Below are 16637 nucleotides of genomic sequence, written 5' to 3' on the forward strand. Positions count from 1 at the left end.
TGGTGTGGCCGGGGATTCAACGGGGGGCCAAGGCGTTCTGGGAAGGCGTGAAGTGGGTGGGCCGCCAGATCGCGGAGGCCGGACGGCGGGCGTGGGCGTGGATAGTCCAGCAATGGAATACATGGCTGAAAGGGGCCGTGGCCGGGTTGCTGGCCGCCGTTCTGATCATCGTGGGGATTATCGTGCTGGTCAGCCTGGGCCTCATTGGAGGGTGGGTGGCCATCGCGGCCGCGATCGTGGGGGCTGCCGTTGCGATCATCGCTGGTATCATGTCCCAGCTTTTGAATCCCTCCGGGAGCTTCTGGGCTTATTTCCGCAATGCCTTGGCCGTGGGCACTACCGTAGCGGGTCTGGTGATCAGCGCCGGGACGGCCATCGCAAAGGGGTTGGTGGTCAAGTGGCTTGCAAGTGGTGGGATACCAACCATCGTGAGTGCGATTTTGGATGCATATATGAATATTAATCAGCTGATATTAGATTTATCTTCTGGCAACTTGCAAGGCGTTTTGGCATGGTTTGGTGCAAGATTGATGAATGCCGGGATGACTTATTTAACATCCCTTGCCACATGGGGGCTGATGCAGAATTTGATTCCAGCCTGGCGAGCAGGGACACCCTATACGGCCGGCGAGTTGATTCGGCGCTATCGATGGCTGTTGCTTTCCCCAAAGGCTACTTTTGCGAATATTGTGGCTGTTGTTTCTGTCAGTAATTCTTGTTTATACTTGACCGGAGCTTTAACTGGTCAAAGTATAGGGATAGAAGAGTATATTTCTAATACTATATTTGTTGGTTTTCTAGTTATTGGTTTCGAGATTGGAAAAGCCCTTGGATTAAATGAATATATTTCAGAATTTATTCAGCAAATTTCTCAGAAATGGACGTCAGATACCATAAAATCAATGATAGGCAAGAAGTAATCACCATCTGCGAATTTTTGGCTTCGAGCCTGTAAGGAGGTGCCCATGATCTCCCCCAATCGGACCGAGGTGATGTGGTTTGCCCTGGGCCTGGTGTGGTTTGTCCTGGTGGGCCCTCTCTTGATCGGGCTATTGATGCAGTTGGGCTTATGGCCGAAGCTGTCGTTTTGGATCGCATTCATCTATGTTCTGATTTGGATTTTGCTGGCGGGGGTAGGGCTCTCGCTTTACGCGCTCCGGGTGACCCAGGAGATGGGAATGGGAGGTCTGGTGGTGACGGTGATCTGGATCGGGCTGGCGATCCTGCTGGCCCGGGAGCTTCTGACGGCTTTTCGCTCGGTGGGGCGCTGAGACTGGCTTCCCGGGGGTGCAAGGATGCGGCGCCGATCCTGCCTGCCGGAGGCGATCCTTCAGTGGATCTCGCAGGGCCGGGAGGTGCTGGATGGCTGCAAAGCCGGCGCCGGCAGGAAGTCGGGATCTCTAGTCACCACTTCTCCCTGTTGCACGATCCGCCTGTTTAGAACCGATCCCATGGTTTTTGACTTCGAACGTGGAAGGAGGAGGTGATGATCTCTCCAAATCGAAGGGAGATAACGTTGATCATCCTAGCATTTGTATGGTTTTTTGTGATAAGCCCCCCTTTGCTATGGCTGTCTATACGTTTGGGGTTGCCTCCCACGATGAGGGTCTGGATGGGGTGGGCTGTTTTCTTGATTTTTGCCCTGCTGGGTGGGACAGCGGTTCTTCTCTATACGCGCCGTGTGGCCCGGGAGATGGGGGTGGGGGGACTGGTGGTGACGGTGATCTGGATCGGGCTGGCGATCCTGCTGGCCCGGGGGATCATGTCCGCTCTTCGCTCGATCGGGCGCTGAGGCAGGCTTCCCGGATGAGGCGATACGGTTGGGAGGAGAACGCCCAATGGGATACTGGATGGGGGTGACGCTGGGCCTTCTGGGGGCGCTGATCGTCGGCCTGGCGGCCGGTGTGGATCGCGATCCCTCTGGCCGCTATGCCATGGCCGTCATCGCGGCCCTGACGCTGGTGGCCGGGATGGGGGTCCTCTGGGAGAACGGACCGGCGGGAGAGCCCCGGCACGTTCGGGTTCTCCGGGGGATGCTCTGGCTGCTGCCGATTTTCCTGTTCCTGCTGTGCCGTGTCATCGCGTTGACTGCTCCATAGGATCTGGAGGGAAGATCGTGCTCCCCTGCGATCCGGATGGATCCCCTTCGTTCTCGTTCTGATATGGGTGTTTCGGTCTCCCCTGTCAGGGGGGGCGCTCCGCGAAATGAGGATCCGTTGGGAAGGGTTCCGGATCCGGGGCTCCGGGAGCCAATGACGGATCTCCTTCTTCTCTGGACCGCCGCCTCGCCCTTTGATCGGATCATGGGGATCCGGCCTGGCGTCTTGCCCCACCTTCCCATCGACCCTTCTCTTATTCTGTTTATTTTGATAACAGGGATCGGATTTCACGCTACAATATATTCTGCTTATTTTCTGCGTTATCGGGTTTACTTCTCGCCTTTCTCCTCGGCTTGCATTGTAGCGGGGATTTGGGGCTTGACATTGTTTCTGGCGGTTACGATCCCGGCGGGTTTTGTAAGGGATTCCGTGGGAGTGGGGAGTTTGCTGGCCTTGCCCCATCTTGTCATCAGTCCCATCCTGGCCCGTGTCTGGTTTCAAGCTGGATGGCGAAGGTGAATGGGGCGCGCGCCCGAATGACCTCGGGACAGCTCCCGGCTGGGGGGCGGTGAGATGGTCCGATGGCGGAAACTTTCCCGAAAGCGGCGCTCGAAGATCCTGTGGGGGATCGCCGGGTTCTTATATTTTCTGATTATTTTTCCCTTCCTGGCCTGGATGATGAATTCGGTGCGGCTGCGGGAGGTCGCGCGCTTTCCCTCGTGGGTGGAGATCTTCCCGGCCTTCCTCATCAGCCCGCTGGCTCTTATCGCGTTTCTCGTCGGGGAACGGCCGGGGTGGATCCCCTGGCTTTCCCGAACCCTGGGGATGGGGATCCTGAGCCTGTGGGTCCTCTCCTATCCGGTGGTTTAATGGCCGCGGCTTCTGCCGAAGGGGTGGGTTCCCGTCGTCACCTATGGGTTGGGGCTGGTCATCGGCCTGGCCTATGGGTGGCGGCGCGGGTGGGATGCGCTGACGGATCGCCTGGAGCGGATGCTCTGGGTGGTGGCTCTGTTCAGCGGCGGGAGCGCGGCGGGTCCGCTGGGGGCGCATCTGGGGATGCAGGCCTCCCGGTCGGGGGGTATGGGCTGGTGGACATCTTGGTGATCTTGGGGATGACCGCAATCGGATACTGGCTGTTTTTCGCGGGGATCGCCCCGAACGGGCATTTGCGTCCGCTGGGTCTGCGCTTCCGTGGAGGTCTTCCCCATCCTTCGTCCCACGATGAGCCGGCGATCGGATGAATGGTCCCGGGCGGGAGAAGGGGACAGCCATGGGAAACATCCTGATCGGCTCGTGTGTGGCCGCTGGATTTCTGCTGTTGGTGGTCTTCGCGCTCCTGATAGGAGCCAGACGGCCTCGCCTTCCGTCCCTGGCCCCTGTGGTCCGGTTCCAGATCCCCCTTCCCGTGGAGCAGGTTCTGGATCGCTTGGGGAAGGCGGCGGAGATGCGGGAGGAAGGGGATTTCCTGACCGGATGGAAGGCCATTGGGCGGATCGGGGTGATGACAGACCCATCGGTTCTTGATCCGGGCGGCTATGGGCGCATCGAGCAGAAGGCCCGGTATCCGGGGCTGGCCGTTGTGTGGGGGGAGGAGAACTCGACAAGCCTCCTCTTCCTCTCCGCCCGGGGGGAACGGAGCGCTCAGGATGCCCGCTCCTTCGCGGAACAGCTGGGACGGTTGACCGGCCTTCCGATGGAGGAGATGGGCGGGGAGGACAAGGCCTGGGAGGAATTCCAGAAATCCGCCCCGATGTGGTTTCCGGAATTCCTGGAGGCATATCGGTTTCGGCAGAACCCGATCGGGGTGGCGAGCGCCCGGCGGATGGCCTTCGGGGTTGTCTTGGAGCTCCTTCTCTCCCTGTGGGCTGCCCTAACGGTGGGGCCGGATCGGCTCGGCGACTTCCTCATCGTCGCTCTCCCTATGGGGGCGATCGGCGCGCTGGCCGGGTGGATGTTCCTGAGCTTTCTTCGCGTTTCCCAGGCGATGAGCCGGATCCTGGAGGCCGACGCGGGTGTGGACCTGAGGGCCTGCTCCGTTCCTCCCTGGGGGGCCATTCTGCTGGGCGCCCTGGCGGGCGCGGCGGGCGTGGCGCTGGGCGCGGTGGATCCGATCGCTGGGGCCGCCTATCTCTTCTTTGGTCCTGCCTTTCTGATCCCCCTGCTGGGCGGCCTGCTCTGGAAGATTCCGGAATCCGAGGCCGTCGGCGAAGGCCGGTGAGCGACCGGATCGGCGCGTTTCCTGGGGTGGTCGAGGGATGGAAGCTTTCCAGGGAAAGGCGCCCGAAGATCCTCCCGAGGGGCGGGGATCATGGAGACGACGGAAGAAAGGCGGATGCGGCCAGCGTTTCGAGGGATCTGGAAGGGCATCTGAACACCGGGAGGTGCGGAGATGGAGGGATGGATCTGGATGATCGCGGTGGGGATCCTTGGGGCGTGGATCGGGATGGGTTGAGCCGCTGGCTGCGGCGCCGGGGGCAGGCCCGCCGATCCCGCCGGTGAGCCCGTTTCTATTCCATCCGGGAAAGGAGGCCAGCGATGGGGATCCTGGAGGCGCTGTTCGGGAAGGATGACATGGGGGAGGGCATGCAGAGGCTGCTGCAGGGGGAACATGAAGAGGCCATGGAGCGGTTCACCCGGGTTCTGGAGCGGGATCCCGGGAATGCGCAGGCGTGGTTTCATCGGGGGATGGCGTATCTGGAGAGCGGGCGGCCGGAAGCGGCGATCCGGGATTTCACGGAGAGCCTGCGGCGGAAGGAGGATCCGGATACGTATTACAACCGGGCGATGGCCTGGCTGGATCTGCGGGATCTGGAGCGGGCGCTGGCCGATCTGGACGCCGCCCTGCGGCTGGACCCGGAGGACGCGGAGGCCTGGAACATGCGGGCGATCGTGGAGGCGGAGCGGGGGGATTCCGCGCGGGCTTTGCAGGACATCGAGCGGGCGATCGAGCGGGGGCATCCTTTTGCGGGAGCGCCTGGGGGATCTGGAGGGGGCCCGGCGGGATCTCCGGGAGGCATGGCGGCGGCGGAGGGAACTGGAGGAGGAGGGGCGGGAGGCGCTGCTCGCCCGGGTGTGGAAGAGGCCCTGCAGCGGCTCGGCGAGCGGGGATGATCGGGATTCGGGCGCCTCTCCAGACCCGGTCTTCCCCCTCGGGTCGGTCGGAGTTGTAACGATCAAATCGATGTTGTAACGTTGGGTTAACGCAGGGGAAAGGGGGTCGGATTAAGATGGGGGCAGGAGGTTTCATCGTTCGGGGCGGTTGCTTGGATCTGGAACGAGCCGGTTCGGACAGGGTCGTAGCCCGGTGGCATCTTCCCGGTGCCCGATCGGAATCCGTGGGCGGGAGGAGGTGAACGATGGTGCGGAGGTGGATGCGGGGATCGAGGGGAGTGCAGACGCTGGAGTGGGTGGCGCTGGCGCTGGTGGTGCTGGCGCTGATTGGGGCGGTGACGGCCTGGATGAACGGGCCGGGGGGCGTCCAGGTGGCAGCGCCGATCCAGCAGGCGCTGCAACGGTATGCGTGGTGTCTGGAGGGCGCTGGAGGCTGCCCGGGGGCAGGGGGAGGGAACGCCTTTGGGGCGAACCCACCGGGGGTTCGGCCGCCAGGGGGGAACCCGCCGGGGGCGAATCCACCGGGAGGGAACCCCCCCGGGGTGAATCCCCCGGGGGGGAAGCCGCCGGATCCGGTGTGGTGCGTGACCCATCCGGGGGATTGTCTCTCGAATTTCGGGAAGTGGGCGGCGGACAAGTGGGAGGATGTGAAACGGGGGGCCGGACAGGCGTGGGAGGGCCTGAAATCCACGGCGGAGGGGGTATGGAAGTGGCTGGATGAGCATAAGGGAATCGTGGCGGGGGTTGTGGTTGCTGGCTTGCTGATCCTTGGATCCATCCTGTTGACGGGTGGCGTGGCTTTGCCGATATGGCTGGCAGCAGGCGGGGCCGTGCTGTTCGGCGGGTTGTATCAGCTATCGAGTCCCAAAGCCGGCCTGCAGGGGTGGCTGGAGGCCTTCGGACTAGCAGGGATGGGAGCAATCGCAGTCCCTCTGCTTGCTCAAGGCATAAGCGCGATGGCAGCATCAGGGTTGTCCGGAATTCTGAGGCTTTTCGTGAGCAAGGGAATTATTGGTGGGGTTTCATCTGCACTCAGTTACATAATACTCACCCCACCCAATGAGTGGTCCATTCAGGGACTGGCCATAGCATTTGGGGCGGGGGTCTTGACGGAAATGCCGACGGTGCCATCGGCGAAAGCCGCGCTGGCTGCTATCCTGGGAACGATAGAAGCCGCCCGTCGGAAGGAACTTTCCTTGGCAACCCCAATTCGGAGCTTTGGTCAATCGCTCTTACTGGATGAGCATGGGGGCAAAGCGTATAACAGGGGCTTTGGTCGGGTTGTCGGAAAGGGGATTGGATGGTTGCGGGGGAAAGGGATCTCTATATCTTCTCCGAATTTTATGATGCGCGTTCTGAATCGGGTTTCATGGGATATCATAAAAATCAAGCTATTTGGTATGTAACTGGGAGGTGAGGCCATGTCTAACAAACCCAAGATTCATCCATTGAACATTGTGGGCTTTTTGATCATGGTGGCCGATCTCATTGCCGTGGGCTACTGGGCGCTGGCCATCGAGAAGCCCCGGGCAATCGCCAAGATGGCGGCGGGGCAGTGGACGCTATGGGATGAGGTCATCGAAAAATTGATAATCATCGGGTTCTGGGTGATTGCCTATATGGGCTACACGGTTGGGGCATTGCCGGACAACAAGTGGGACTGGAAACGTGCGGCCCGGTCCGGTTTGGAAGCGGTCATCTCGGGGGCAATTGTTGGCGCCCTTTATGCCATGATATCCCGACGGTAGAACATTATCCCAATGGCAACCGGGAGTTAGAGATGCCGAGTAGGTCATCCGGTGGCCGGCTTCATCCGCTGTTCATCGTGGGTTTTCTGATCATGGTGGTGGATCTCATTGCTGCTGCTTACTGGGCGATGGAGATTCAAAAACCCCGAGCGATTGCGCTGAAAGCGGCGGGGGCGTGGACGTGGTGGGATGAGATCCTGGATAAGCTGATCCTCATGGGGTTCTGGGTGATCGGCTACATGGGCTACGTGATCCAGAACCTGCCGGAATACCGCTGGAGCTGGAAGCAGGCGGCCCGGTCGGGATTGGAGGCGGTGATCTCGGGGGCGATCGTTGGTGCCCTTTATGCCCTGATCGCCCGGCGATGAGCCGTCCCGTTCCCGGGTTTTCCGGGACGTTCCATGGGCCCAGAGATTTGTGAAGTATAAAATGAAAAAGGCCGAATCAACAATTGGGACCGTATTGCTTATTTTGAGTATGATTGCCTTCGATTATTATGCGTTTGTCTGGGCCAAGCCTCGTCTGGCTCGAGGGGAGATCACGTGGCTGGAGGACAAGCTTGTTGTTCTGGGGTTCTTTATCCTGGTGATTCTTTCCGGCGCGATGATGTTCATTCCGGAGGAGGGATGGGAGAAAGGCCGGCGGACGCTGGTGGATGTGATCCTCAGTGGGGTGGCGATTGGCCTTTTCGTCAGCCTGATGACCTATCTCGGGCTGGTGAAGGAAGGGGGCCTCCACGCCACCCCTCCCCGAATCGGGGAGGGGCTCCTGGACCTAACCCCCCGGCCCCCTTCCCTCGTAGGGAAGGGGGAGCCTGAAAATCCCCCTTCCCGTTTCGGGGAGGGGCCGGGGGAGGGGTCCTCCCCTCCCCGAAACGAGGAGGGGAAATCGGGCTGTTGCCCACCTTCTGATGATCATACAAGGGTCGAGGGATCGTCGATTGGAAGGAGGGGACGACGCCATGCGTGGCCTTTGGGATGAGCGCGGCGCGGAGACGGTGGAGCTCATCGCCGGGCTTCCGCTCCTGTTTCTGTTTGTGCTGGTGGGGTGGCAGTTGCTCGCGGTGGGCTACACGGCGATGGTGGCCTCGGCCGCCGCCCGGGAGTGCGCCCGACAGGAGGCGGTGGGCGCCAGCGGCATCGCCGCGGCCCAACGGGTGATCGGAGCCTGGGCGCCGGGGGCCCAAGTGCAACCCCTCGGGGGCGGGGATGCCCGGGGATGTCAGGTGACGCTGCGACCGCCCCAGGTGCCGTTGCCCTTCCGGCTCCATGAGCGCATCCAGTTGCCGCCCGTGGTGGTCACGGCCTGGATGCGCTGGGAGAGGAGGTTCGGATGGTGAGGGCGTGGTGGCGGGAAGAACGGGGGGCCTCGACGCTGCTGATGATCATCCTGGGCTTCCTGCTGGTGCTCGGGGCGGCCGTGCTCTTCAACTTCGCCATCCTCGGCTACGTCCGGCACCGGGCGGTGACGGGGGCCGATGCCGCCGCCCTGGCCGGCGCAGAGGAGATCGCCCGGTATCTGAGCACCACGTGGGAGCTGTGCGCCCCTGCCGGGACGCCACCCGCGGAGATCGTGAGGGAATACGACATGGCCCGCCCTCAGGCGGCGGTGTGGTCCCAGATGGGATTCGCCCAGGCTTCCGCTTATGCGGCCGCCAACGGAAGCCGCCTCACCCGCTACCGGGTGCGCTGGGGGGCCGAAACCTGGAACGTGCAGGGATACCCGCTGCGGCAGATCCTGGTCGATAGCGCCGTGAAGCGCCCCTACGGGCTGGCGGGACCGGTGGTGGGGGGGCGTCAGGGGGAGATGGGGGCGGAGGCGACGGCCGAGGTCTATCTGAGCCGGTATGAATTCAATGCCTGGGATTGCAGCCCGAATCCGGAAACCCCCATGGTTTACTACTGGTTTCGCTTCACGTGGAGGATCCGTCTGGTACGGTGAAGGCGATGCAGATGATCCCCTATCCTCTCCGCAGATCGCAGATCCCTTCCAGCATCGCCCGACGGGCGCATGGACCGATTCCCATGGTGTCCTGCGGCAAATCTGTTCTCCGGAGGTGAGCCATGGAGACGAGGGGCTTGCATCTGGCTTCCCCGTTTCGGCGGCTGATGGCTGGCGTGGTGGAATCCCTGGTCTTCTATATCGACCTGTTTGCCGTGCTGACTCCCCTGGGGGTGATCGGCGCGCTGCTGGATAATCGGCGTTCCTCCGCTTCTCAAACGGCTGGAGCCGCGATCGGCGGAATTGGGTTCCTCCTGATCTGTGGCCTGAGTCTGGCCTACCTGGCGATCACGCTCTATCTCTGGACCCAGGGCATGAGCCTGGGGAAGTGGTTGCTGGGCATGCAGGTGGTGCATGAGGATGGGCGCCCCGCCGGCTTCTGGACGATGCTGGTGCGGGAGATCATCGGCAAGCCCCTTTCGGCCCTGGTCTTTTATCTGGGCTACCTGTGGGTGCTGATCGATCGGGAACATCAGGGGTGGCACGATAAGCTGGTGCGCACCTGGGTGGTGATGCGGTCCGGATCAGGATGATGGCGATGAATTCATGGAACGATGATCTGGGACGGGATGGGAATGGATCCCCCATCCCGTCCGTTGTGTATGGCGGAGACCCTCATCCGGAGGCATGGATATGTGGAGGATGCTCGTATATGGTCTGTCGGCGATCGCCGGGCTGGCGGGCGGCTTTCTGGCCAGCCTGCTCACGCCCCTGCTGACCTGCTTCTGCTGTGGCCCCCTGGGCGGGCTGGCGGGAGGGGCGGCCGCCTGTCTGGTCCCACCCCGTCCATCCCGACCGGAGTCTTCTCGGGTGGGGTTGCTGGGCGGGCTATCCTTCGGGGCTGGGGCCTTTATCGGATCGGCTCTGGCGGCCGGGCTGGGGCTGGCTACCGGGGCCATCCAGGCCACCCAGCGGGAGCTGTTGCGCCAGCTGGGTCAGAACGTCCCCGAATCGCAGGCCCAGGCCGGCGCGATCATCGGTGTTCTCCTCGTCCTCTGTCTGGTCGCTCTGTCCACGATGGCGCTCTCCGCCGCCGGCGGCTATCTGGGCGCCGTGCTGGTCCGCTCGATCCATCGGGAGCCATAATCCTCTGAGCGATCGCGGAAACGGGGAAGGCTGCCCCCTTTTCGCTATCACATTATAAGAGGAGCGCTGGACCGATTCCCCTCCTTCTGGAACCCAATCCCTCCCGGAGGTGTCCGATGCGCAAGCTCGTGCTGGTGATGGCGGTCGGGGCCCTCGTGCTGCTGGGCCTCTGTGCCGGCGGAGGCCTCGCCCTCTATTTCCTCCTCCGCCGTCCAGGCGAGATCGCCTCGGGGGTGACCGGAACGCAGAAAGTTCGGGCCGCGGACGGCTCGGAGATCGTCTGCCCGTCCGGCTATGAAACCCTGGATATCCGGGATCCCGCTGCTCTGATGCAGCGCGCGGAGAGATCCTTCCAGGAGCCGGCGCGATCCCTGCTCCGCAGCTTCTCCGATCGGGCCATCTTTGCCGCCCGCCGGGGCGACCGGATGCTCCTGGTCGCCGGGCAGGATGCGCTTCTGGAGGAGATCCCGGAATCGGAGCGAGAGGCGTGGAGGGCCGATCAGGAGCAACTCTACCGCCAGGCCTTCGCGTTCACCGCCGATGCGATCCGCTCGTCGGTTCCGGACGCCGAGGTCGTCCTGAATGGGATGACATGGTCAGAACGGAAGGGCACCCTGGGCATGCTGGAGATCCGGTTCTCCTACCATCAGGGCCAGAAGACCCAGGATGGGTGGATGGCCATTGTCTATTTCCCCCGGCGCATCTACAGCGTGCTGAGCGTGGGGGATGAAAAGGGGTTCCGTCTCCTGCTGGAATCCTCCCGGTTCGCTCCCGAGCGAGAGGAGGCCGCACGAGCTCTCCCCGCACCGACGGCGACCCGCCGGGCCGTATCGACGCCCACGCCGACCCCGGCGCCGACGGCCGTCACCCCCTTCGCTTTCCCGCCGGGATGGAAGGTCCTGACCCCCGAGGAGATCCAGCGCCTGATGTCTCCCGAGAGCGTCCCGCCGGAAGTCCGGCCCTACGTGGAAATCGTCCGGCAGGGAGCCCAGGCGATCGCCTATGATCCGAAGTCTCCCAGCTCGCTGATCGTGGTGGTGCGCCAGAGCGGAGCGATGACCCGGGAGCAGGCGGACCTGATCCGGCAGAACTGGAAGAGCGTTTCGGAGATGCTGGTGGAGCCCATGCGCTCCTTCATGGAGAACGCCGGATGGACGGATGTCCGGATTGAGCCGCCGGAGCTTTTCGATCACCGCCCTTCCCGGGGCCGTGCGGCGCTGCTGGCCGTCCGTTTCCAGGGGAGCGGCGCGTATATGGGAGTCCACCGCGACTTCCGGTCCGTCATCCTCCACTTCGAGGATGTGACCTGGGTGGTGACAGCCATGGAGGCCGACTGGAAGACCCTGGAGCTCGTCCTGGAGAACTCGAGGTGGTGAGGGAGTTCGTGGAAGGCTCCCCAAGCCCACGGCGGGCATGGGCGGAGGATGAACCCGGCTCGGAAGCGGCGCTCCATGGACGGCGGAGCAATGAAAGGAAGGTCCATGGACCATCGGCCGAGGGGTCCGGAAGCCATCCGCCCTTTCGTTCGCCCATCGCCGTGAAAGGAAGAGCGAGGCGTTGCAGAACAATGGAGGAGATTTTCGGCCCGGCAGTCGACGCATGGGCCTGGATTCCTGGGACCGGATGGAGGCGTGATGTCTCGATGGGCGTGGGCAGCGATTCTGATCGCGATCGCCGGCGCGGGGTGCGGGATCGGGTTCGCCCTCGGGGCGCTGGCCGTCCCTGAGCTCGCCCGACGTATGGGCACGGCATACCGTGCCCCTACCGTTCCTGCTGCCCCGATCGCCACGCCGATCCTTCCAGCGGCCACCGTCCCCCTTCGCCCTTCTCCGTCGCCGGAGGAGGCCCTCGTTCCCACCGCCACACCCCTCCCGACGTATACTCCCACGCCGCCCCGGACGCGGATGGCGCCCCCGCCCGCCTTCCCCGAAACCCCAGAGGCCCTCCCGCTGGAGGTGCCCGATCCGCCATCCGAGCCAGAATGGCTCGTCGGGCTCTCCCCCTCGGCGAGGGCCGCGGGCGTGGACCGCCGTCCCGTTTACCGGATCGGCGGGGTGCTGGAGCCGCAGTCCGGACGGCTGCGGGGCCGCCTGATCCTGACCTTCCCTTATGAGCGGGGCGCGCCCCTCCGGGCCCTCTGCTTCCGGGCGTGGGCCAACGCCCCGGCCTCGGGGGGCTCCCGTCTCGAGGTGGGGATCATCCGGCAGGGCGGCCGACCGGTTTCCCCCAACTGGAGCCTCGATCGCACGGCCTTCACCGTGACGCTGCCTTCCCCTCTCCAGCCCGGCGAGACGGTCGAGCTGGAGATGCCCTTCACGGTGACGATCGGGGCCCGAGCGGGCGGCTATGGCCTGATGCAGAAAACCGGCGATGGGCGTCTCGTCCTCTACTACGGTTATCCGGAGCTGGCCCGGATTCAGGAAGGCCGCTGCGTCCTGGATCCGCCGTGGGAGAACGGGGATCTGCACCAAGCGGAGGCGGCGCACTTCGCCCTCCGCCTGCGCCTTCCCGAAGGGATGGCGCTGGCGGCGAGCGGCGTGACGGTTCGGGAATCCGCCGGGCCAGGGGGATGGCAGACCGTGGAGATCGTGGCGCCATATACGCGGAACTTCGTGATGGTCGCCGGGGAGATGCGCCGGATCTCCGTTGAACGGGATGGGATCCGGGTGAACGGGTTTTACCGGAACGCGCCGGCGGCAGAGGCGCGCCGGGCCCTGGAGGACGCGGCCGACGCCCTGGAGCGGTTCGGGAGGGCCTTCGGCGATTACCCCCTGGCGGAGCTGGATGTGGTGGAGGTTCCCCTGCGCGGTGGGGCGGCCGGCGTGGAGGCCAGCGGCCTGGTGATGATCGGCGAGGACCTCTATGGGATGGGGGATCTGAACGGGCTGTTCGGAGGGCTCTCCCCCGGAGGCGGAACCCTGGACCTTCTGGGGTTCGTGGTGGCCCACGAGGTGGCCCATCAGTGGTGGTATGGGATGGTGGGCAACGACGCCCATCGGGAGCCATGGCTGGACGAGGGGCTGACGAATTGGTCGGCGGTCTTTTGGGTGGAGCAGGCCCACGGCCCGGAGGCCGCCCGGATGACCTGGGATCTCCTGGTCCTGTTCCCCTATCGCTTCCGGCTGATGGAGGGCGATCTCCCCCTGAACATGCCGGCGGAGCGATATTCGCCGTGGGATTACGCGGCGATTGTGTATGGGAAAGGGGCCTGGATGATGGAGGTCCTGCGCCGCGAGATGGGGGAGGAGCGCTTTTTCGCCTTCCTGCGGCGGTATCTTCAGCGCCACCGCTGGAGCTGGGCGACGGGGGATTCCTGGCGGGAGACCCTGGCGGAGTTCATGGGGAAGGAGCGGGCGGAGGCGTTCTATCAGCGATGGGTGACCGGTGCCGGGGTGACGGAAAAGGATCTCCCCCCCAGCGAGACGCTGGATCCGCTCCTGCGGGATCCCACGATGGCGGCGCTGCTCCGTTCGCTCCTGGAGCTCCTCATGCAGGCGCAGCCTTGAATTTCCCCTGCATCCTTTGATCCAGGAGGAGGTTCAGCGATGGAACGCAGGGTGTTTCTCATGGGGCTTGCACTGGCCGTCCTCTCCGCATGCGGTCGGCCTCCTTCGGGGGAGCGGACGACGCCGACGGCGACGTCACGCCCTTTTCCTACCTCGACATCCCGGCCGGCCGCTACACCCACCGAGGAGGCCAGGGCCCTTCCCCAGGGACGGTTCGCGGTGGGGTTCGTCAGCGATCCGTCTTACGGCATCGTGATGGAGGTCCCGGCCTTTGAGATCCGGGATCGCCGCCTGCGGGTGTATGCCGCCTTCGCCATGCGGGGGGAGCGGAGCCGGACGTTCTATGCCCCTCTGGAGCCCGGCCGATCCGCTCAGCTGCGGGCGGGGGGCGAGTGGCTGGACCCCGAGGCGGTGAGCGAGAACTTCCGGGAGGACATCTGCCCGGAATATCCGCCGTCGAAGAAGACCTGCCTCTGGATCGTCGGCGCGGTGGAGCGGGGATGGTTCGAGTTCCGGCTGCCGGAGGATGCCTCGCCGCCCTTCGTCTTCCGCTTCCCGAACTTTGACCGGGTGGAGCTCCGTCCGGAGCGACCCCTCTCCGGCGAGGTGTGGGGAGATCTCCCCTCCGATCCTTTCCCGCAGAAAGAGTGGGTTTTCGAAAACGCGCCTCGCTTCCGGCATCGGAACGTCGCCGTGGATCTGGTCTTCCGGCGCATCCGGGTGGACGGAGGGCAAATGGAGGTGGAGCTGGAGGTCCGGCAGCCGAAGGGCCTGCTGGTCATCGGACAGCTTCCCGGGCCCGGAGCGCTCGGGGTGGTGGACGCCACGGGCCAGCAGCGCTTCCCATCCAAATACCCGTCGGATATCCGGGAAATGGTCCCGCCGCGGGAAACCTCGCGCATGACGGTCACGCTGGTTTATCCCGCTCCTGCCGCGGCGGGCCCGCTGGTTTTCCGGCTGGAGGGCTGGCCGCTGATCCGATTCGATCCTTCGACCGGGTCGCTGGCGGAGGCGGAATGGGATGGGCGGGCCTTCGTTCTGGCGCCCACCCCCACGCCCTCTCCGAAGGCGATGGCCCGCCAGGAGATCGAAGCCGTGGTGGGGAAAATGGCGGAAGCCCTCCGCCAGCGCGATCCGGAAGCGTTTCTGGCCTTCTTGGACCCGAAGGCGGAGGTGGACCGCGAGGGGATCCGGGCGGTCGTCTCCGGAGGCGGATGGCCCCTTCAGGATCTCCGCCTGGAGGTGACCGGAGGCTCTTTCGATCCCGAGGAGGCCCGGGAGGTCTCGCTGGACCTTTCCGTCGGGCTGGAAGGGTTCCCCTCGGAGGAGCGATGGCATTACCCGGTGGAGGCGGATTTCCGCAAGATCGATGGCGTGTGGCGGGTGACCCGCTGGTCCTGGGGGATGACCCCGCCCTGGGTGCGCCTTCCCGGGCGGTCGTGGACCTCGGCGCATTTCGCGCTGATCGGCCCGGAGAACCTCCCGGAAGAGACGGCGCAGGCGGTGCTGGGCGAGCTGGAGGGGGCCTATCGGGATCTCTCCGCCCGGCTGCCCCAGGAAGCCATCCGCCCCCGATATCTGGCCCTCTACGTTCCGGATCGCAAAACCTTCGAGGCCCTGACCGGGAAGAACCCCCAGCTCACCCTGGGCGCGGCCTTCTACCGGACGGTTCCGGTGATCGCGGATGAAGAGGTGGTGGGCTTCCGGACCAGTGAGGTGATGCTGGCCCTCAACGCGGAAGGGGTGAAAAGCTACCGGGCCGCGGATCCCATCGGCGGACGGGCGGCGGTGCTGCGGCATGAGCTGGTCCACGTGATCCTGGCGCCGTGGACCCGGCCGTGGACTCCGGGGTGGCTGGTGGAAGGGGCGGCGATGACCTACGCCGGACAGCCTTACTGGCGGGAGCTGAAGGAAGAGATCAAGAGTTTGGAGAACATGACCTACACCACCGAGTTCGGCCACATCGGGGACATCTTCGGGACGGCGACGGCGCGCCAGTATGCGCTGGCCTCGGCGATGGCGGAGTTCGTCCGGGAGCGCTACGGGGATGCCGCCTTCCTCGCCCTCTACCGGGCGTATGCGGAGGTCCCGGTGGAGATCGTGGAGAAACATCTGCCCTCCATTGGGTTAGGAATCCTCCTCCAGGCCTCCATGCAAAGCATCGCCCAGGAGGTCACCCCGGATCTCATGCGGAAGCATCTCGGGACGGATCCAGCGGCCTTTGAGGCCGCCTTCCGGGAGTGGTGGAAGGCGAAGCGATAGCGCCGCATCCGCGGTCGCTTTTTCGATCGAGGGCTCCAGATTTCATGCGCCGCGTGTGGACGGCCCGGCGTTTGAGGATTAGGATGAAGAGCGGTTGAATCTTCCAGGCTTCAGGAGGCGAAGCGATGCGACGGACACTCTATCTTGTCGCGGCATGGGCCATCGTGGGCCTGTTGCTGGGGGCGTGCGGCGGCGGCACCGGCGGGACCAGCGGCGGGGGGGCGACCCTCACGGTCGAGATGGGCGACCTGTATTTCAAGCCGAACACGCTAACGGCGAAGCCGGGCCAGACCTTGCAGATCACCCTGGACAATCGGGGTTCCCTGGAGCATAACTTTGTCCTCTATGACGCGGATGGGAAAACGGTGCTCTTCGAGCAGGACGGGATCCAGCCAGGCCAGAAGGTGAACATCTACCTGAAGGCGCCGGAGAAGCCGGGGACCTATCCATATGTGTGCACAGTGCCCGGCCACCGGGAAGGCGGGATGGTGGGCACCCTGACCGTGCAGCCGTAAGAGACCGATCATCTGGGCCGCCCGATCCCTGGGGTCGGGCGGCCTTGTTTTCTGGAGGCATCCCGGGGCGCTTTCGGCGATATGCCCATCCCTCATATCTCCTCGTTGCTCCCCTGCGCCACGCGTTAGTCCCTTGCGCCGATTGGAAGCCGGCCTTGTTGGTCGCTTCCGCGCCCCACGTCGGCCTGCGCCGACGCGAAAGGCGTTTTGGCCGGCGGAGGCCGGCCATCGGCCGAAGGCCTCTAAAGGTCGAATTCCTTCGACGCTCCCGCCGGCCGGTGGCCGAAGGCCTTTTGAGGCCGAATTCCT

20 protein-coding genes and 1 pseudogene are annotated in these 16637 nt (G+C 64.3%); all 21 read left to right on the top strand.

Annotated elements, in window-relative coordinates; all coding sequences use genetic code 11:
- Positions 1 to 920 (top strand): annotated as a pseudogene (locus tag VAE54_RS02420) (hypothetical protein); the annotation flags it as partial.
- A gap of 45 nt (positions 921 to 965) precedes the next feature.
- On the top strand, positions 966 to 1271 hold the full coding sequence (locus VAE54_RS02425) for a hypothetical protein (RefSeq protein ID WP_322800339.1): 306 nt from the start codon (positions 966 to 968) through the stop codon (positions 1269 to 1271).
- Positions 1272 to 1612: 341 nt separating this feature from the next.
- Entirely contained in the window at positions 1613 to 1792 is a 180-nt protein-coding gene (locus VAE54_RS02430; protein WP_322800340.1) for a hypothetical protein, read from the top strand.
- A gap of 46 nt (positions 1793 to 1838) precedes the next feature.
- Positions 1839 to 2099: a hypothetical protein gene (locus VAE54_RS02435; protein WP_322800341.1), complete on the top strand. Its 261-nt coding sequence runs from the start codon at positions 1839 to 1841 to the stop codon at positions 2097 to 2099.
- 573 nt (positions 2100 to 2672) lie between these two features.
- A complete protein-coding gene (locus VAE54_RS02440) occupies positions 2673 to 2969 on the top strand; it encodes a hypothetical protein (protein WP_322800342.1) in 297 nt (98 codons plus the stop codon).
- A gap of 48 nt (positions 2970 to 3017) precedes the next feature.
- Positions 3018 to 3203, top strand: a complete 186-nt coding sequence (locus VAE54_RS02445) for a hypothetical protein (protein ID WP_322800343.1) — start codon at positions 3018 to 3020, stop codon at positions 3201 to 3203.
- A gap of 8 nt (positions 3204 to 3211) precedes the next feature.
- Positions 3212 to 3340, top strand: a complete 129-nt coding sequence (locus VAE54_RS02450) for a hypothetical protein (RefSeq protein WP_322800344.1) — start codon at positions 3212 to 3214, stop codon at positions 3338 to 3340.
- 29 nt (positions 3341 to 3369) lie between these two features.
- Positions 3370 to 4317, top strand: coding sequence for a hypothetical protein (locus tag VAE54_RS02455; RefSeq protein ID WP_322800345.1), 948 nt, complete (start codon positions 3370 to 3372; stop codon positions 4315 to 4317).
- A 317-nt stretch (positions 4318 to 4634) separates the two neighbouring features.
- Positions 4635 to 5210 (top strand): tetratricopeptide repeat protein, encoded by a 576-nt coding sequence (locus tag VAE54_RS02460; protein ID WP_322800346.1) that lies wholly within the window; start codon positions 4635 to 4637, stop codon positions 5208 to 5210.
- A gap of 245 nt (positions 5211 to 5455) precedes the next feature.
- Complete coding sequence (locus VAE54_RS02465; protein WP_322800347.1) at positions 5456 to 6616, top strand: hypothetical protein; 1161 nt, start codon at positions 5456 to 5458, stop codon at positions 6614 to 6616.
- Between the two features lie 15 nt (positions 6617 to 6631).
- Positions 6632 to 6958 carry a hypothetical protein gene (locus tag VAE54_RS02470; RefSeq protein WP_322800348.1) on the top strand — a complete coding sequence of 109 codons (327 nt, stop codon included), beginning with the start codon at positions 6632 to 6634 and terminating at the stop codon, positions 6956 to 6958.
- A gap of 32 nt (positions 6959 to 6990) precedes the next feature.
- Positions 6991 to 7326 carry a hypothetical protein gene (locus tag VAE54_RS02475; RefSeq protein ID WP_322800349.1) on the top strand — a complete coding sequence of 112 codons (336 nt, stop codon included), beginning with the start codon at positions 6991 to 6993 and terminating at the stop codon, positions 7324 to 7326.
- Positions 7327 to 7387: 61 nt separating this feature from the next.
- Positions 7388 to 7939: a hypothetical protein gene (locus VAE54_RS02480; RefSeq protein ID WP_322800350.1), complete on the top strand. Its 552-nt coding sequence runs from the start codon at positions 7388 to 7390 to the stop codon at positions 7937 to 7939.
- Entirely contained in the window at positions 7920 to 8297 is a 378-nt protein-coding gene (locus VAE54_RS02485) for a TadE/TadG family type IV pilus assembly protein (RefSeq protein WP_322800351.1), read from the top strand. The genes VAE54_RS02480 and VAE54_RS02485 overlap by 20 nt, the downstream gene beginning before the upstream one ends.
- Complete coding sequence (locus VAE54_RS02490) at positions 8291 to 8899, top strand: pilus assembly protein TadG-related protein (protein ID WP_322800352.1); 609 nt, start codon at positions 8291 to 8293, stop codon at positions 8897 to 8899. Before VAE54_RS02485 ends, VAE54_RS02490 begins: the two co-directional genes overlap by 7 nt.
- A 122-nt stretch (positions 8900 to 9021) precedes the next feature.
- Positions 9022 to 9492 (top strand): RDD family protein, encoded by a 471-nt coding sequence (locus VAE54_RS02495; RefSeq protein ID WP_322800353.1) that lies wholly within the window; start codon positions 9022 to 9024, stop codon positions 9490 to 9492.
- Positions 9493 to 9592: 100 nt separating this feature from the next.
- On the top strand, positions 9593 to 10045 hold the full coding sequence (locus VAE54_RS02500) for a hypothetical protein (RefSeq protein ID WP_322800354.1): 453 nt from the start codon (positions 9593 to 9595) through the stop codon (positions 10043 to 10045).
- A gap of 116 nt (positions 10046 to 10161) precedes the next feature.
- Positions 10162 to 11421 (top strand): hypothetical protein, encoded by a 1260-nt coding sequence (locus VAE54_RS02505; protein WP_322800355.1) that lies wholly within the window; start codon positions 10162 to 10164, stop codon positions 11419 to 11421.
- 258 nt (positions 11422 to 11679) lie between these two features.
- Positions 11680 to 13551: a M1 family metallopeptidase gene (locus VAE54_RS02510; protein WP_322800356.1), complete on the top strand. Its 1872-nt coding sequence runs from the start codon at positions 11680 to 11682 to the stop codon at positions 13549 to 13551.
- Positions 13552 to 13590: 39 nt separating this feature from the next.
- A complete protein-coding gene (locus VAE54_RS02515; RefSeq protein ID WP_322800357.1) occupies positions 13591 to 15813 on the top strand; it encodes a hypothetical protein in 2223 nt (740 codons plus the stop codon).
- A 125-nt stretch (positions 15814 to 15938) separates the two neighbouring features.
- Positions 15939 to 16328 carry a cupredoxin domain-containing protein gene (locus VAE54_RS02520; protein WP_322800358.1) on the top strand — a complete coding sequence of 130 codons (390 nt, stop codon included), beginning with the start codon at positions 15939 to 15941 and terminating at the stop codon, positions 16326 to 16328.
- Positions 16329 to 16637: the final 309 nt, after the last annotated feature.

It is taken from the genome of Thermoflexus sp. (assembly GCF_034432235.1).
Classification (GTDB): domain Bacteria; phylum Chloroflexota; class Anaerolineae; order Thermoflexales; family Thermoflexaceae; genus Thermoflexus.

Excerpts from the sequence above, each read along its gene's own strand:
- VAE54_RS02425 (WP_322800339.1), top strand. The coding sequence starts at position 966 with ATGATCTCCCCCAATCGGACCGAGGTGATGTGGTTTGCCCTGGGCCTG.
- VAE54_RS02430 (WP_322800340.1), top strand. The coding sequence starts at position 1,613 with ATGGGGTGGGCTGTTTTCTTGATTTTTGCCCTGCTGGGTGGGACAGCG.
- VAE54_RS02435 (WP_322800341.1), top strand. The coding sequence starts at position 1,839 with ATGGGATACTGGATGGGGGTGACGCTGGGCCTTCTGGGGGCGCTGATC.
- VAE54_RS02440 (WP_322800342.1), top strand. The coding sequence starts at position 2,673 with ATGGTCCGATGGCGGAAACTTTCCCGAAAGCGGCGCTCGAAGATCCTG.
- VAE54_RS02450 (WP_322800344.1), top strand. The coding sequence starts at position 3,212 with ATGACCGCAATCGGATACTGGCTGTTTTTCGCGGGGATCGCCCCGAAC.
- VAE54_RS02455 (WP_322800345.1), top strand. The coding sequence starts at position 3,370 with ATGGGAAACATCCTGATCGGCTCGTGTGTGGCCGCTGGATTTCTGCTG.
- VAE54_RS02460 (WP_322800346.1), top strand. The coding sequence starts at position 4,635 with ATGGGGATCCTGGAGGCGCTGTTCGGGAAGGATGACATGGGGGAGGGC.
- VAE54_RS02465 (WP_322800347.1), top strand. The coding sequence starts at position 5,456 with ATGGTGCGGAGGTGGATGCGGGGATCGAGGGGAGTGCAGACGCTGGAG.
- VAE54_RS02470 (WP_322800348.1), top strand. The coding sequence starts at position 6,632 with ATGTCTAACAAACCCAAGATTCATCCATTGAACATTGTGGGCTTTTTG.
- VAE54_RS02475 (WP_322800349.1), top strand. The coding sequence starts at position 6,991 with ATGCCGAGTAGGTCATCCGGTGGCCGGCTTCATCCGCTGTTCATCGTG.
- VAE54_RS02480 (WP_322800350.1), top strand. The coding sequence starts at position 7,388 with ATGAAAAAGGCCGAATCAACAATTGGGACCGTATTGCTTATTTTGAGT.
- VAE54_RS02485 (WP_322800351.1), top strand. The coding sequence starts at position 7,920 with ATGCGTGGCCTTTGGGATGAGCGCGGCGCGGAGACGGTGGAGCTCATC.
- VAE54_RS02490 (WP_322800352.1), top strand. The coding sequence starts at position 8,291 with ATGGTGAGGGCGTGGTGGCGGGAAGAACGGGGGGCCTCGACGCTGCTG.
- VAE54_RS02495 (WP_322800353.1), top strand. The coding sequence starts at position 9,022 with ATGGAGACGAGGGGCTTGCATCTGGCTTCCCCGTTTCGGCGGCTGATG.
- VAE54_RS02500 (WP_322800354.1), top strand. The coding sequence starts at position 9,593 with ATGTGGAGGATGCTCGTATATGGTCTGTCGGCGATCGCCGGGCTGGCG.
- VAE54_RS02505 (WP_322800355.1), top strand. The coding sequence starts at position 10,162 with ATGCGCAAGCTCGTGCTGGTGATGGCGGTCGGGGCCCTCGTGCTGCTG.
- VAE54_RS02510 (WP_322800356.1), top strand. The coding sequence starts at position 11,680 with ATGTCTCGATGGGCGTGGGCAGCGATTCTGATCGCGATCGCCGGCGCG.
- VAE54_RS02515 (WP_322800357.1), top strand. The coding sequence starts at position 13,591 with ATGGAACGCAGGGTGTTTCTCATGGGGCTTGCACTGGCCGTCCTCTCC.
- VAE54_RS02520 (WP_322800358.1), top strand. The coding sequence starts at position 15,939 with ATGCGACGGACACTCTATCTTGTCGCGGCATGGGCCATCGTGGGCCTG.